The organism is Bacillus cereus group sp. BfR-BA-01311 (genome assembly GCF_022664295.1).
In the GTDB taxonomy this organism is placed as follows: domain Bacteria; phylum Bacillota; class Bacilli; order Bacillales; family Bacillaceae_G; genus Bacillus_A; species Bacillus_A cereus.
In genome coordinates, this window is record NZ_JAKUHC010000001.1 from 929715 (window position 1) to 946867 (window position 17153).

Here is a 17153-nt window from a genome sequence, read left to right on the forward strand (position 1 = left end):
TAGATGGGGAAAATTCGCAAACTCGATGACCAACTCTCTAACTTAATTGCGGCAGGGGAAGTAGTAGAGCGCCCTGCTTCAGTCGTAAAAGAACTTGTGGAAAATTCTATCGATGCGAATAGTACATCTATTGAAATCCACTTAGAAGAAGCTGGGTTATCGAAAATTCGTATCATTGATAACGGTGATGGTATTGCAGAAGAAGACTGTATCGTCGCTTTTGAACGCCATGCGACGAGTAAAATTAAAGATGAAAACGATCTGTTTCGCATAAGAACACTCGGTTTCCGCGGTGAGGCATTGCCGAGTATTGCCTCTGTTAGTGAATTAGAATTAATTACTAGCACAGGTGATGCGCCTGGTACACACCTCATAATTAAAGGTGGAGACATTATAAAACAAGAGAAGACTGCGAGCCGAAAAGGAACAGATATTACAGTACAAAACTTATTCTTTAATACACCAGCGCGTCTTAAATATATGAAAACCATTCATACGGAGCTCGGGAATATTACAGATATCGTGTATCGTATTGCAATGTCACATCCAGAAGTATCGTTAAAACTGTTTCATAATGAAAAGAAATTGCTTCATACATCAGGTAACGGTGATGTAAGACAAGTACTTGCATCGATTTACAGTATTCAAGTTGCGAAGAAGCTTGTTCCAATTGAAGCTGAATCTTTAGACTTTACAATTAAAGGCTATGTAACATTACCAGAAGTAACGAGAGCATCTCGTAATTATATGTCAACGATCGTAAATGGTCGTTACGTTCGAAACTTTGTACTAATGAAAGCAATTCAGCAAGGCTACCATACATTACTGCCAGTTGGCCGGTATCCAATTGGCTTCTTATCGATTGAAATGGATCCAATGCTAGTTGACGTTAACGTACATCCAGCGAAGTTAGAGGTTCGTTTTAGTAAAGAACAAGAATTGCTAAAGCTGATCGAAGAAACATTGCAAGCTGCATTTAAAAAAATACAGCTCATTCCAGATGCAGGCGTAACAACGAAGAAAAAAGAAAAAGACGAAAGTGTGCAAGAACAGTTCCAGTTTGAGCATGCGAAGCCGAAAGAACCATCTATGCCGGACATTGTTTTACCAACTGGCATGGATGCAAAACAAGAAGAACCGCAGGCTGTGAAACAGCCACCACAACTGTGGCAACCGCCGAAACAAGAATGGCAACCACCACAGTCGCTCATAAGAGAAGAACAAAGTTGGCAACCATCCACTAAACCGATAATCGAAGAACCAATTCAAGAAGAGAAATCGTGGGACAGTAATGAAGAGGATTTTGAACTAGAGGAATTAGAAGAAGAAGTTCGGGAAATAAAAGAGATTGAAATGAACGGGAATGACTTACCACCGCTTTATCCAATTGGACAAATGCATGGAACATATATTTTCGCTCAAAATGATAAAGGCTTATATATGATTGACCAGCATGCCGCGCAGGAACGTATTAATTATGAATACTTCCGTGATAAAGTAGGAAGGGTAGCGCAAGAAGTACAAGAGTTACTTGTACCGTACCGTATTGATCTATCTCTTACTGAATTTTTACGTGTCGAAGAACAGTTAGAAGAACTAAAAAAAGTTGGGCTATTTTTAGAACAATTCGGCCATCAATCCTTTATCGTCCGCTCGCATCCAACATGGTTCCCGAAAGGACAAGAAACAGAAATTATCGATGAAATGATGGAGCAAGTTGTCAAACTAAAAAAAGTGGATATTAAAAAGTTACGTGAAGAAGCAGCCATCATGATGAGCTGTAAAGCATCCATTAAAGCGAATCAATATTTAACGAACGATCAAATATTTGCCTTACTGGAAGAATTACGTACAACAACAAACCCATACACATGCCCACACGGAAGACCGATTCTTGTGCATCATTCTACTTATGAGTTGGAGAAGATGTTTAAGAGGGTTATGTAGAGTGAATAAATTATATTTCAAAAGGGAGCAACATTTACTGTTGCTCCCTTTTCATATGTAGATTTAATAGTTAAACGAGAATATGGTGGAGTAATTTTACCGTTTATTTCTTGGTTGTGTTAGCTTAAATTTATCTATGTATAAAAAAGCGCTGTATACAGCACTTTTTAAAATGTGCATGAATTGTATCATTACTAACTAAATAACTATGCATGGTTGAATGTTGCTTCTTATTTAGCTAATTGTTATAAAGATCTATACAATTACTTATTTTTATTATTATTAATTTTTTCAGTGTATAGAACTTGCTCTTTATAGTGCTTCTTAATTGGGAAGTTATGTGTACCTGTGCCGTTCTTGAATTTTTTATCAATGGGGTTCTTTAGAGGAACTGTTGTAGTTTCAGTAAATTCATATGGGTAATTTATTTTAGATTTATCTTCAAACATGAAAATGCCTCCTTTTAGGATCTCCTAAATTCTTTACTATAACATGATATGCATATAGATATTTTTTGGACTAGTTATTTATATAGGTTAATGGAATTTAATTACATAACTACTGAAACATTTTAAAGGAAAACAATTTGAGAAAGAAATGGTATGAATAGCTGTTGGCTCCTATTGTTGTTTTTTTTGTTTGACAGCACAGTTAATTATGTATATAAATTCAATATAGATTGTTTTTATAATATGGTTTATATGGGGTTTTCTTGATAATATAATGTGGAATATTATAGTGTTATTAGGTTATTAGGAACATTTAATGCTGTTTCATAACTGAAAGGTAATTGAAAAAAAACTGAAACTTTTCTCATAAAAATTCAATCTAACTTGAAAAATGAAAGGAAAATGAAATTTTCCAAAAGATATTCTTTGTTAAGATAAAAAGCATACATACAAAAAGTATTGACATATCTTAAAAATGTATTTTCAAGATATAGTGGGGGAAAAGATGAGATTAGAAAAACAATTAATAAAAAAGATGTATTATGAAACATTCCTAATGGAGAATGAAACAAAACCAACTCTTGACGTACTTGGACAAGCTTATGTAAACGAAGAAAAAAATGAGATTTCTGATGGGTCTTATATTCGTTTTGCACAAGGTGAATTTTATTATCGTCATCAAGATTTTGAAGCAGCTATTTTTAAATGGGAGAAGGTTAGTAATGAATTAGCACCATGGGCACAAAAAAATATTGCGGATGCTTATTTCGAACTGAATCAGTTATCATTTGCTGAAAATATTTATACTTCTATTACTACTGATAATAAAATATTGATGACCGAAATTAGACTACAATTACTTTCTCTTTACATTGAGCAAAATAATTTTGACTCAGCTTTCGGTGTTATTAAAGAAGCAGTTTCTTTAAATCCTGATTATCCGAATGTCACAAAAATTGCCCGTTCCTTTTATGAGGAACAGCAAGATTTTGATAGTGCAGTAGAGCTTGCTGTGAATGAGTTAATTCGCATAGAATCGTATCCTTGGTTTGAGGTGTTAAAAGGATATATCGATAAAGGGTTTACTAAACATATTTCACCAGACTATTTTTATGATGCATTAGCTACATTAAATAATGTAGATCAAGTACAATTTACGCAAATGGTTTCATCACTCTGGAACAGTTATAAAAATGAAAAAAATTACTTATTGTGGCTTAACACAATAAATGAATTTTTCTTACATATTGAAATACATTCGTCCGATATATGGAACAAAGTTTCTGCTCTTTACGAAGAAACGTACTTTGCATTAATTCAAGGTCAATATACGCTTAGACAATTAAACGATATCATACCAAATCTGTTAGCAAATTGGTTAAAGGTAGTCAATCCATCTTATGCTGTATTTCCATCTGCAGCTGTATTGGCATGGGATGAGATTTTCCCTTCCAAAATAGATTCAGCAAATATAGAACATGCGGAAAACTTACTGTCACATTCTATTAATCATGTAAATGGCTTAGAGTACAGCTTACACCTTTTTGAATCTATTACACAGTGGGCACAAAAGCAGAATATAGAAATAGGTCACCGATTTAAATGGTTAGTTGACGAGCTCGCAGATTTAAGAACAAATCGTATTTTAGTAACGGGAACTTCAGGGAACGGAAAAACTACATTTATTAACTCTATATTAGGAGAAAATATATTAGAAAAATCAATTTCAAATGTAGTAGTTTTAAAAAATGATGCTCATATAGAAATAAACGCTATAACAGACTCAGCAATTACAACAACGGAAGATGTCTCTGATTACCATAATATGATGTCTCAGCACCATCAAACATATAGAGATAGAGCGTGTGTTGAATTTAAATTACCATGCAGATTTTTAAATGAAAATAAACTTACATTTGTAGTGACACCTGGCTTTAATAGGAATAACGACACTAGAGATGAGATATTCGAATATTTAAATTCTGTAGACGAATTACTGTTCGTATTGAATGCGGATTCACCTTTTACTGATAAAGAACGTGACATTCTATTAAGTATTCAAGAACATACGCCAAATTTACAAATTCATTTCTTATTAAATAAAATCGATAACATTTACAGTGAAGCAGAAGTGAAAAGGGTATTACATGATACGGCAACGAGAATAAACACATATTTCCCGTATGCGAGAATTTTCCCTTATTCCTCGTTATATACAAGTAGTCAACAATTAAATGATTTAACTGAGTTTATTCATTTTAACTTTAATCATAAAAATATCGATGCAGAACGTACTGAAAAGTTATTATTTTTCATTCGAAAAACAATTACATATCTTTTGGATAAACGTGTTGAGAAAGAAAATAATCTGGTGGATGCTATTAATTGGAATGAAGATATGCTAGTGAAACTAAACGGTAGCATTAATAACCTTACTACATTTGAGAGGGAAAAAATTCATTTCATTACACAATCATATCGTTCAATGAAGACTGAAATTACAAATGATCTTACTGAAAATATTCCGAAGATATTAAAGAGCTGTTCTAATTTAATTAGTGAAGAAAGTGATTTCGGGCACATGGATACGGAACTAAATAAAGCAATGAATGAAAGAGTGCATAAATATTTAGAACAAACTGTGTTACCTAATCTGGCTCTTTCTATGCAAAATTGGATTGCAACTTCTAATAATGAGCTTCTTCAAAGTCAAACGTATTTAGAAGAACTTAGTGAAGGGCTTAATTCACTATTTGGAGAAAATAGAATACAGTTAGAATGTGACTTTAAAGTGCTTGATGACTGGCGCAGAGATACTGACAGGATGACGACTAGAATACAAATGGATGAAGTAAATATTTTACGTCGATTTACGCCAGCACAATTCTTACTGAAAAGTGCCGGTAAATTATTTGGAGTTCTTCCTAAAAATAAATCTATGCTATATAACAAATACAAACAGTATGTAGAAAATGAAGATTATACTGAAGTAACGGCTTCTATTATGAAGAAATTTTTCTTGCAATTTGAGCTGTTTGAAAACACACAAGAGCGAGATATTAATATATTCTTTAGGAATCCATTTAACTCCTTAAAGCAAGCTGTAGAAAACACGCATTTAGAAATACAAGAAAAACAAGAGATATTACATAAGATGAAATCAAATCCTGAAATCTATCACGATTCTATCATGCTCTTTGAATTGAGATTGCGTCAATGTGAAGTGATTTTAAATATAGGTGATGATAATACTTTTGCGGATGTAGCTTTAGAAACAAGCGTAGAATAAAAGTAAAAGGGAGCAACTGTAATAAGTTGCTCCTTTTTCATATATAGATTATTTTTCTGTTTCTTTAATTTTAGTTTGTACTTCGCCAGTTTTAATTTTATTGCTTTCTGAGAAGCGTAATAAATCGCCTTCAATAATTTTGTCAGACATTCGTAATTCATTTTGGGCACGTTTAATGAGGGCTTGAGCTTCTTTTTTTGGTAAATCTACAATTTCACCTGTTATACGGTCGTAGAAAGTGTTGTTTTTGTATGCATACTTATCTGTAACGAAGCTACCATCACGTAAAACAACAAAGCCAGTATATTCATCTGAAAACATATCATGGCCAAAACGAATATCATTCGTAGAATCAACACCTAATAAATTTAGAATAGTAGGTTTCATATCGATTTGTCCAGTAGGCTTTGAAATAGTTTGACCTTCTGTTTGTCCAGGAATATGAATATAGAAAGGTGTACGTTGTAAATTTAAAGTATCAAATTCTGTTATTTGATCTTTTTCTAAAAACTGTGCCATTGCACGATTATGTTTTTCGGAAATACCATAATGATCACCGTATAACACAATAATAGAATCATCGTAAAGCCCCTCGGCCTTTAGACGTTCAATAAATTTTTTAATTGATTCGTCTAAGTAACGTGCTGTTACGATGTAACGATCAAATACGCCATTACCAGAGTTGTATGGTTCAATGAATTTTGTATCTTCATCATACGTAAATGGATAATGGTTTGTTAAAGTAAGGAAACGAGCATAGAATGGTTGATTAACAGTTTTTAATATATCTACTGATTGATCAAAGTATTCGATATCTTTTAATCCCCAATTTAAATTTGTTTCTGGTGTAATTTTGTAATCAAGCTCATTATAGTAACGATCATAACCAAGAGCAGAGTACATGATATTACGATTCCAAAATGTTGCGTTATTCGCATGAAATACAGAAGTGAAATAACCTTGCTGACGTAAAATTTCTGGAGTTGCAGTATAATCATTGTTACCGTGTGTAAAGAATACAGCTCCTCGATTTAATGGATACAACGACGTATCGATTAGAAATTCAGAATCAGATGTTTTCCCTTGACCAGTTTGATGGAAAAAGTTATCAAAGTAATAACTTTCATTTATGAATTCATTTAGGAATGGTGTAACTTCTTGCCCGTTCACTGATGCGCCTATTAAGAAGGTCTGCAAGGATTCAAGAGTGACGACAATTACGTTTTTTCCTTTCGCTGCACCAAACATATTAGGGTTTGGCTCGCTTTGATTTGCTTTTACGTAGTTTTCAGTTTCTTGTAATTTACTACTATCAGCAAGTGCTTTTTGTGACCCAGCTTTTACTTGCAGTGTTAAGTCATATACTTGGTGAGTATATAAGCCTAAATTTTTGACAAGCATGACTCGGTCGAATGATCTTGTTAATAATTCAGGGCGCTCTTTTTCTGCAAGATGTAGATTCGCAAAGAATACACCAATCGTTAAAAGAAAGTATAACAAGCGCGTAGAATGAGTTACACGTTCTGTTTTAAAGACCAATGATTTCTTTTTTAATAAAATAAAGAAGAAAACAATGTCTACGAATGCGAGTATAATTTTGTAGTTTAATATTTCTATAATACTGCCGCCTAATTGGCCGAAGTTTGAGGTTTGTCCAAGTACTGGTAATGTAACGAAATCACTATAAAAATCATAGAACATTACATTTCCAACAAGCACGATTGTTAATAAGAAATTAATACAGACCGCTATATAATTTCGCTTTTCACCAGTTGCAAATAATGCTAATCCAACAAATGCTAATGATGCGGCTAGAGGGCTAATAAACAAAATGAGCTCTTGCGTTGAAGACTCGATTTTTAAATCAAAACTGAATCGCGTAATAAGATATGTTTTTAACCATACTGCTAAAGCCATTATTATAACAAAACTTATATTTTGCATTTGTAAATTTATTTTGTTCTTCATTTTTACACCTTCTTTATATAATTTATTTAACTAAAGTTATATATTATGTTTTTATAACTATTAGAGTGTAATGAACCATTTAGACTTTGTTTTCTAAAGGGAATAATTTTAAGTATTCATATATATACAATGGGGATTTTTAAAGCGTAGTAGCATAAATATAACTCTTTTTGAGAAACGGGCAGAACAAGTCATAGTTGTAGTGAAATTGACTTATAGACATCCTACCATATTAAACACTATGATGATGTTACAAAATATCGAACAAATAGAAGTGAAAATGGATAGAGACTTTTAAAACTGTTGACATTCAATTTATTAGAATTGAATGTCAATCGTTTTAAATATACAGTTATATTACATATGTATTTTGTAAAATCCCGATTTTTTGTCGGTTAATTATTAGCAGGGAAGGATAGGGGGTTTATTAATATAATTTTACTATATGTAAGTAAAGTGTTTTGAAATTGAAAATATTTGACTGACATTTTAATGATAGAAATTAAATGTCAGATAAGTACTTTCCAACATACAGACCACTTGCAGCTGCTTGAGATAATGAATGCGTAACGCCTGAACAATCTCCAATTAAAAATAGCCCATGTATACTAGTTTCAAAATGATTATTAATTTTTATCGTAGGAGCATAGAACTTTCCATCAATTCCATATAGTAAAGTATGTTGATCAATAGGTTCTTGTATAAATTGTTCTAAACGTAATAAAAATTCTTTGAGTCCTTCAATATATAATTGAGGAATTTCTTGATTCAAATCTCCATAATCCCCCTGTAGTGTAGGCTGTATACGGCTATGTTCCATGCTGTTTTCCGCCGTAGGTTGTTTCTTTAGTAAGTCCTCTAAGCGCTGTATAACAATCCGATCTCGTCCTTGGTTAATGCCTTTAATAATTGAACTTGCGTATACATTTGCTTCTTTGAGAGTTGGAAAATAGTTAGGAATAAATAAAGTGAAATTTAAATTAGAAGTGCCAGTTCCTTGCTCTCGAAAATTTTGACCGTCAGGCATAACTAAACCTTCTTCGTACTTTCGAATGATGCGTCCTTTTGGATTCATACAGTAAGTAGTTGCTGTGAAATGCTCACCTTGATAAGAAAGTTTTGTTTCAAAAGTATCTTTTAATATAGAACGTAATTGATGTTCTTTCATTTCTACTCTAATTCCTAAATCTACACGTGTTTGCTCCTGAGAAATATTTAGGGAACTGCACATTTCTTTTAACCAATCGGCCCCAGAGCGCCCAGTTGCAAATACTAGTTGCTTAGTTTGAACTGTTCCTTGATTTGTATCTATTGTAAAATGATCTTCCTGTTTCAGAATATGTTGTACATCTATATGAAATTGGATCTTTATTTTCGTCAGTAAAAATTCATAGAGCTGCTGAAAAATGTTACTGGAAAGTGTAGTACCAAGATGTCTTACTTCTGTTGTTAGCATTTGTAAACCAGACGCTTCAGCTCTCTTAGTGAGACTTGAATTTTCAGTAGAATATTTTGAAACCGAACTTCCACCAAACTGACATAGAATTTCATCTACTTCAGCCATGAGTTGTAAAAAACCCTCTTTACCGACTTTTTTCTCAAGTTCTCCGCCAAATCCGTTTGTATAATTAAATTTCCCTTCAGATTTGCCTAAACCACCAAACCCGAAATATTTATCACATGTAGTACAATTACACACTTTTCCTTCGTCTAAAGGACAATGGCGATCTTCTAGCGCTTTACCTTTATCAAGAATTAAAACTTTTTTGTTACTTTTAGCTAGTGAATAAGCCATAAAAATGCTACTTACTCCAGCGCCGATAATCGTAACATCATACATATTCTTCCACCTGCTAACGAATAGTTTGTTTTTTATTTTTCTAGTGTATAACAATTTTATGAAGTTAAGAAATAGCTTTTATTAATAAAGTGGGAGTTTTTGAACTTGATGCTTTATTAATTTCTACGAGTGGTGGAGTAAATACAAAAATTTTTATTTGAAAGAAGAAACAGTTTAAAAAATAACTATGTCATATGATTAATAACATCTTACATAGAAAAAACAGACCTTTTAAGTGAAGAGGTCTGTTAATGATTTTAAATCTTATTTAGCAAACACATGATTACCAATTACTGCTACTGTTTGACGTGTCGTAATCCACTTGTCCGTTGATGTTTTTGGATTGTAGAAATAAATCCAGTCTGAATCTACTCCATTTGTGGAGATAGCCTCTTCTACAGCCATTTTTGCTTCTGCACTTGCAGGTTGATTAATTCTTCCATCTGTAACAGGAGTAAATGCATATCCGTATTTAATAGGTTCATAAATAACGCCTGTTATTGTATTTGGAAAACCTTTTGCATTTACACGATTTAGTATAACTTTGGCTACTGCTACTTTTCCTTTATAGGATTCGCCACCTGCTTCAGCGGTAACTAAGCGTGCCATTAAGTCTTTTTCTTTTTGTGAAATACTTGAGTTGATTTTTAAATGTTGTCCTGTATAAAGCTTGTTTCCGACTGTATTGTTCATTTGTTTTATAGATTGGACAGTGACATTGTAACGCTTTGCTATCGTTTCTAATGAATCTCCCGGTTGTACTTGATAAATAATTTGTTCAGAAATGTTCGCAGGCTTGGCATTTTGAGGAACAGTGATTTCATTTGATTTCACGGACCCTGGAATATGTAACTGTTCGCCAATAAAGGTTTTATCGTTTCCTTTATTATTAGCCTGTTTAATGGATTGTATTGAAACTCCGTATTGTTTACTAATGCTCCAAAGTGTATCGTTCTTTTTTACTGTATGAATGGTAGAAGCTTCAGCTGTACTTTGACTACATACGAATGTAATTGCGGCCGCAGATAAAGGAATTATATGTTTTATTTTTAGTAATTTCATTGTAAATCCTCCTAAGAAAAAATTAAGGTAAAACGATTAAGTAATGTAGTTTGAAATGTGTATATGCGTAATATATTAATGTAAGTATATTAGCACATATAAAATAAATAATCACTATAAGTTTCATATTCGTTTAGTGTAGAGTCAGAATATGAAATATTGCATATGAAAATACATTGAAGTTCATATTTCTGATTACTATAATCTATTTAGTAGAAAGGGAATACGTTATAGGATTAATGATTATAGATTAATATAATGATTAATAATTATTAATAGGAGGATTGATGTAATGAAAATATTTCAAAAAATGTGTGCGTCAACTGTAATCATTACAACACTTTTAGGAACAGGAGGCACTATCAATAGTGTATATGCTGATTCTATAGAACAGCAGAGTAAATTAGGGATAGAACAAGAAACAGATAAGCAAATCATTGTAAAATTTAAAGCGGATTTGGATTTGCCATATGAAGATGGTATTGAAAAACAAATACAATCTCAAACGAATGATAAAATAATAAAAGATCTTTTGACAGAATATCCAGATGTAACATTTACTCGTTTATTCACATCTGTAAGCCCGGAACAAATACAAAACCTTGAAGTGAAAGCACCTAATCATGTATCTACAAGTCTATTAAACTACTATATTCTTCAAAATCAAAATAGTGGGTATGAAGAAGAAATAGTAGATAAGTTAAAGGCATCTTCTTTAATAGAAGATGCGTATATGAAGAAACAAGAGAAAATAATGCCACCTGAAGTGCAATCATCAAGTGTAGCTCTTAATCCTAATAACAATCCTAGATTTAAAAAACAAGGTTATCTTGAAGCAGCCCCATACGGTATTAATGCGCCTTTCGCCTGGGGAATTCAAGGCGGTAATGGAAATGGTATTACTTTTGTTGATATGGAATACGGATGGCTATTAAATCATGAGGATTTATTACATCAAAATATTGAATTAATGTCTGGAAGAAATATAGATCAGCATGTCGGTCATGGGACGTCTGTACTAGGAATTGTATCCTCTGAGGACAATGAAGTCGGGAATATTGGGATTGCGCCAAAAGCGAAAGCAAAGGTTATCTCTCAAATAAGAGATAACGGACAGTATAATACGGCTGATGCAATATTAAGCGCTGTAAATCAGTTAGAAGCTGGGGATGTTTTATTATTAGAGGCGCAAGCATCCTTTGATGGATATGGTGATAAATATTTACCTGTTGAAGTACAACCAGATATTTTTGATGCAATTCGTGCTGGTACAGATAAAGGGATTGTAATTATAGAGGCTGGAGCAAATGGGTGGAATGATTTAGACCAGTTCAAAGATAGAAAAGGTAAGCAAGTCTTAAATCGTAATAGTAAAGATTTTAAAGATTCGGGTGCAATTATGGTAGGCGCTGGCTCTTCATCTTTCCCTCATGAACGTATGTGGTTTTCGAATTATGGAAGCCGTATTGATGTGTACGGATGGGGAGAAAATGTAGATACAACTACAGCTGAACAAAGTAGAAGTGCTGTAAATCTTTATACTTCAAGCTTTAGCGGAACATCTAGTGCCTCGCCAATTATTGCTGGGGCAGCGACTTTAGTACAAAGCATTGCTAAAGAAAATTTAGGACAACCATATAGACCTAGTGAACTAAGAGCAATATTAAGCAACCAGAGCACAGGAACAAAATCTAAAGATCCATATGCAGATAAAATTGGTGTTTTACCAGATTTGAAGTCTATACTAGTAAACTTAGGCTATGAACAAAGAAAACCAAACGGTGGGAATGAATTACAAGTAACAGAAAATGAACCAAATAATGAGCCTAGACAGGCAAATAAAGTTAACTTTCATACACCGGTGAAAGGAATGCTACATAATAGTGATAGAGTAGATGTATTTACTTTCCAAATTGACTCGCCGGAAAATATTAATATTTCTCTACTAAATGAACAAAATATCGGAATGACATGGGTACTTCATCATGAATCAGATTTAAATAACTATGTAGCATATGGTGAAAATGAAGGCAATGTAGTTAAAGGAACTTATAATGCAAAGCCAGGTAAATATTATTTATACGTCTATAAATATGAGAATAAAGATGGTTCATACGTATTGAACATAAAATAAGTAAAAGGAACTTCAGATGAAGTTCCTTTAAATTTTCTAATTTAGTATATGTGAATGATTTTTTAACTTTACTTCTATGCAATATTTCATATTGATGAAATGTTATTTATTTTTTCTGAACTAGCTTATATTATATTCAATAAGTTTGATATAAAAACAGAAAAAGAGAGGGATAATAATGAGCAATAAGAAGTTAATTTTGAAATTATTCATATGTAGTACAATATTTATCACATTTGTATTTGCTTTACATGATAAGAGAGTAGTTGCAGCTAGCTCTGTTAATGAGCTTGAAAATTGGTCGAAATGGATGCAACCTATACCTGATAATATCCCGTTAGCACGAATTTCAATTCCAGGAACACACGATAGTGGGACGTTCAAGTTGCAAAATCCGATTAAGCAAGTATGGGGAATGACGCAAGAATATGATTTTCGCTATCAAATGGACCATGGAGCTCGCATTTTTGATATAAGAGGACGTTTAACAGATGATAATACGATAGTTCTTCATCATGGGCCATTATATCTTTATGTAACACTGCATGAATTCATAAACGAAGCGAAACAATTTTTAAGAGATAACCCGAGTGAAACGATTATTATGTCTTTAAAAAAAGAGTATGAGGATATGAAAGGGGCAGAAGATTCATTTAGTAGTACGTTTGAAAAAAATTATTTTGTTGATCCTATCTTTTTAAAAACAGAAGGAAATATAAAACTTGGAGATGCTCGTGGGAAAATTGTACTACTAAAAAGATATAGTGGTAGTAATGAATCTGGAGGATATAATAATTTTTATTGGCCAGATAATGAGACGTTTACCATAACTGTAAATCAAAATGTAAATGTAACAGTACAAGATAAATATAAAGTGAGTTATGATGAGAAAGTAAAATCTATTAAAGATACAATGAATGAAACGATGAACAATAGCGAGGATTTAAATCATCTATATATAAATTTTACAAGCTTGTCTTCTGGTGGTACAGCATGGAATAGTCCATATTACTATGCCTCTTATATAAATCCTGAAATTGCAAACCATATAAAACAAAAGAATCCTGCGAGAGTAGGCTGGGTAATTCAAGACTACATAAATGAAAAGTGGTCACCATTATTGTATCAAGAAGTTATAAGAGCGAATAAGTCATTAATAAAAGAATAAAGATGATGAGAGTGAGAAGCGATAAAATATATCGCTTCTTATTTCTTTTCCAATAACCAACAATAGAAATACAGTGTATCTTGTAAATGGAACAATTTTTGAGTTATCTCAGTCGATGTTTCATTATGAAAAGGCGAAACTTTTAAATCGAATTAATTTTAAATGAAAAATTATCGTGTGAAAAAAGCAACTGGTCCTAAGTGATCAGTTGCTTTTTATTTTTTAAGTGGATGAGCAAAAAAACACGAAAGTGGTTGGTCCGCTTTTTGCAAACATCTATTATGATAAGAGAAGAAAGGTAGTATGTTATCAACGTTTTAAAGAGGAAGATTTTTATGTAAGTTCTTTAATTAAAATAGATGGGTCTTAGAGAGGTGAAAAGACAATGAGTTTTGCAATTTCACTAGTCGTTATTATTGTAATTGTATCGCTATTTGGGACTGTACTAGTTGCAAGAAACGTGGAGGAGAATTACGGTAAGTCTACAAAAAGAAATGTGAAAAACTTATCTGCAATCTATATTCTTCTTCTTTTTGTTCTACTGGCCGGGGTAACATGGTACGCGGTAATGATTTAATAGTTTGTAAAAGAACTGAAATGAGAGTATGAAGTTGGAATTTCAGAAGCTATTGAGTAATCAGAAAGAGAACCATTTTGGATATATCCATTTACGGATAAGAAAATGTGACTAATTAATACTATTTTTACGGTGAATACTGTTAGTAAAAAATGAGGATAGTTCGTTTTGAAAGGAGGAAACTAGATGGAATGGAAACCAAATCGTGCAGATAAGACACCTGTATATAAACAAATCGCGGATTATATTGAAAGAGGCATTTCTTCAGGTGAATTTCCTTCTGATAGTAAGTTACCTTCTGAGCGTATGTTAGCAAAGGAATTACAGGTGAACCGGAGTACAATAGTAGCTGCGTATGAAGAATTAAAATCACTTGGAGTAGTAGAACGGCAAAAGGGAAGCGGAACACGGGTCAATACAGACATATGGGGTGTCTCACATAAACGAATACCGAACTGGGGTAGGTACGTGGAGGATGGATCGTTCTTACCTAACGTACCACTCGTTCAACAAATTCGAACGGAAACACAAAAAGATGATTTAATTAATTTAGCAAGCGGTGAACTGTCACCAGAATTAATTCCAAGTGATAGATTTCGAACAATTTTGTCGGAGAAAACATTTATGGAAAACCTCGGTTATGATCATCCACTTGGAAATGAGATGTTGAGAAAAACAATTGCAGCACATGTTCAGCAATATAAACAAATTGAAGCAGATTCAAGCTCTATTCTTATTACGTCAGGAGCACAACAGGCGCTTAATCTTATCGTTCAATGTTTATTAAAACCTGGCGATGCGATAGCGATTGAAGATCCTTCGTATTGTTTTTCGCTTCCAATGTTTAAATCGGCCGGTTTAAACATATTTCATTTACCTGTTGATGAGCATGGAATGAATCCAGATGACTTAATCGATTTGCACAAAAAGCATCGCATTCGTATGGTGTTTTTGAATCCAGATTATCAGAATCCGACGGGGACTGTGCTTTCATTAGCGAGACGTAAAAAAATTTTAGAACTGTCTTCTGAGTTCGGTATACCAATTGTAGAAGATGATCCGTATAGTTTAATCTCTTTTAATGGAGAAGTGAACCCGACATTAAAATCAATGGACCAAAATGGAAATGTTCTTTATATAAGTTCATTATCAAAAATTGTTGCATCAGGATTACGTATTGGATGGATAATTGGTCCTACACGTGTAATTGAGCGTTTAGCAGATGCAAAGCAACAAGTTGATTTTGGCCATAGTGTATTTACGCAGTGGGTAGCAAATCAATTTTTAGAATCAAAGGATTTCCATAAACATATTACGATACTTCGTGGACAATTGAAGCAAAGAAGAGATGTATTAATTGCAGAGCTTGAAGGAACATTGGGAGACCGAGTTGAATGTTTCGTGCCAGAGGGTGGAATACATGTATGGTGTAAAGTGAAAGGAAAGTTTGATGAATATCACTTATTAGGTGAATCTATACAGAATGGTGTCGCATTTGTTCCGGGCAGTGTTTTAGGTTCGAAAAATGAATATATACGATTTACGTTTGGTAGAGCGAATATAGAACAAATTCAACTTGGAATTAAACGGTTTGCCGACACGCTAAATGAGATTTCATAATATGGATGTGTGATAGTGAAATGAGGGAAAGAAATGAAGTACGTGACGCTTTTACTTCAAGTAGGCGTGCTATATGTATTTAGCCTAGTGGGTACGTGGATTCAAGGAGTATTCCATCTATCAATGCCAGGAAGTTTAATAGGGATGTTAATACTGTTCCTGCTCCTTTCCACTCGCGTTTTACCGTTAAAATGGTTTGAGTTAGGTGCGGAAAAGTTAATCGTATTTTTACCGTTATTTTTAATCCCTTCGACAACAGGGCTCATGGAATACGGGTCTTTTCTTTTCAGTAAGGAGAGTATTATATTCCTTTTAGTAGTTGCAAGTACTGTAGTAACTTTGATTGTTTCAGGGTATATAAGTCAAATATTAATAACAACAAAAAAATAAAATCGACAAGGTGCACGATTCAAATGGTCTTAATTATTATTACTGTAGCAATTTATTTCTTGGCGACAAAGCTATATAAAAAATTTACGTTTGCATTTACGTTACCGGTGTTAACAGTTACGGCAATTATGATTTGTTTATTTTTCATTTTTGGTATTTCTCATCATGAGTATAGGGAAAATGGAGGAGACATTCTTTCAAGCTTATTGAGCCCTGCAATTGTAGCATTAGCCATACCTCTATTTAAAGAGCGAAAGATACTTATGAAAAATTTTTTATCGATACTTATTGGAGTAGTGATAGGTATAGTGGCTGTAACGAGTATGAATGTAGTGATTGGCGGAATTTTAAATATAGATAAGGAACTTATATTAACTACTTTACCACAGTTAGCAACGATGCCTATTGCCCTATCATTAGCGGATCAAATTGGTGGTATTCCATCTATGACTTCTAGTTTTGTAGTTGTTGCAGGAATAACAGGCGCTATGATCGGACCAACAGTACTTAAGTTTTTCAGTATAACAAGTACGATTGGAAAAGGAGTTGGAATGGGCTGTGCATCACATATTATCGGTGTGAGCCGTCTCGTGAAGGAAGGCGAGAAAGAGGCGACAATCGGTTCGGTAACGATGATTGTAACTGGAATACTCATTAGTATACTAATACCGTATGGAACGAAATTTATTTTTTAAATGTAATGGAGATG

At 33.1% G+C, this 17153-nt stretch carries 12 protein-coding genes and 1 pseudogene; 9 read left to right on the forward strand and 4 right to left on the reverse strand.

What is annotated here, in order from left to right; genetic code table 11:
- The first annotated feature begins 3 nt into the window (after positions 1-3).
- Positions 4-1947 (forward strand): DNA mismatch repair endonuclease MutL, encoded by a 1944-nt coding sequence (mutL, locus tag MR136_RS04935; protein WP_000516465.1) that lies wholly within the window; start codon positions 4-6, stop codon positions 1945-1947.
- A 263-nt stretch (positions 1948-2210) separates the two neighbouring features.
- Here mutL and MR136_RS04940 read toward each other — a convergent pair whose 3' ends face one another.
- Positions 2211-2396 (reverse strand): hypothetical protein, encoded by a 186-nt coding sequence (locus MR136_RS04940; RefSeq protein WP_000461138.1) that lies wholly within the window; start codon positions 2394-2396, stop codon positions 2211-2213.
- A gap of 505 nt (positions 2397-2901) precedes the next feature.
- Between MR136_RS04940 and MR136_RS04945 the strand changes: the two genes are divergently transcribed.
- Entirely contained in the window at positions 2902-5685 is a 2784-nt protein-coding gene (locus MR136_RS04945) for a dynamin family protein (protein ID WP_098770997.1), read from the forward strand.
- Between the two features lie 48 nt (positions 5686-5733).
- On the opposite strand, the gene MR136_RS04950 is transcribed toward MR136_RS04945, so the two are convergent.
- From MR136_RS04950 to MR136_RS04960, 3 genes are all read right to left on the reverse strand, one after another.
- The gene (locus tag MR136_RS04950) at positions 5734-7653 is read right to left on the reverse strand and encodes an LTA synthase family protein (RefSeq protein ID WP_242259264.1); all 1920 of its coding nucleotides are present in this window, start codon (positions 7651-7653) and stop codon (positions 5734-5736) included.
- 502 nt (positions 7654-8155) lie between these two features.
- On the reverse strand, positions 8156-9493 hold the full coding sequence (locus MR136_RS04955; protein ID WP_098770999.1) for an NAD(P)/FAD-dependent oxidoreductase: 1338 nt from the start codon (positions 9491-9493) through the stop codon (positions 8156-8158).
- Between the two features lie 264 nt (positions 9494-9757).
- The gene (locus MR136_RS04960) at positions 9758-10555 is read right to left on the reverse strand and encodes a cell wall hydrolase (protein ID WP_061457637.1); all 798 of its coding nucleotides are present in this window, start codon (positions 10553-10555) and stop codon (positions 9758-9760) included.
- Between the two features lie 292 nt (positions 10556-10847).
- Between MR136_RS04960 and MR136_RS04965 the strand changes: the two genes are divergently transcribed.
- The 7 genes and pseudogenes from MR136_RS04965 (at position 10848) to MR136_RS04995 (ending at position 17139) form a co-directional block, all read left to right on the forward strand.
- Positions 10848-12689, forward strand: a complete 1842-nt coding sequence (locus MR136_RS04965; RefSeq protein WP_242259265.1) for a S8 family peptidase — start codon at positions 10848-10850, stop codon at positions 12687-12689.
- A gap of 178 nt (positions 12690-12867) precedes the next feature.
- Positions 12868-13857, forward strand: coding sequence for a phosphatidylinositol diacylglycerol-lyase (plcA, locus tag MR136_RS04970; protein ID WP_017672881.1), 990 nt, complete (start codon positions 12868-12870; stop codon positions 13855-13857).
- Between the two features lie 67 nt (positions 13858-13924).
- Positions 13925-14023, forward strand: a pseudogene (locus MR136_RS04975) (GntR family transcriptional regulator); the annotation flags it as partial.
- A 219-nt stretch (positions 14024-14242) separates the two neighbouring features.
- Positions 14243-14434 carry a hypothetical protein gene (locus MR136_RS04980; RefSeq protein WP_000006458.1) on the forward strand — a complete coding sequence of 64 codons (192 nt, stop codon included), beginning with the start codon at positions 14243-14245 and terminating at the stop codon, positions 14432-14434.
- Positions 14435-14620: 186 nt separating this feature from the next.
- Positions 14621-16054: a MocR-like pyridoxine biosynthesis transcription factor PdxR gene (gene pdxR / locus MR136_RS04985; protein WP_000454965.1), complete on the forward strand. Its 1434-nt coding sequence runs from the start codon at positions 14621-14623 to the stop codon at positions 16052-16054.
- A 33-nt stretch (positions 16055-16087) separates the two neighbouring features.
- Entirely contained in the window at positions 16088-16444 is a 357-nt protein-coding gene (locus MR136_RS04990; protein WP_061457635.1) for a CidA/LrgA family holin-like protein, read from the forward strand.
- Positions 16445-16467: 23 nt separating this feature from the next.
- On the forward strand, positions 16468-17139 hold the full coding sequence (locus MR136_RS04995) for an LrgB family protein (RefSeq protein WP_000242940.1): 672 nt from the start codon (positions 16468-16470) through the stop codon (positions 17137-17139).
- Positions 17140-17153: the final 14 nt, after the last annotated feature.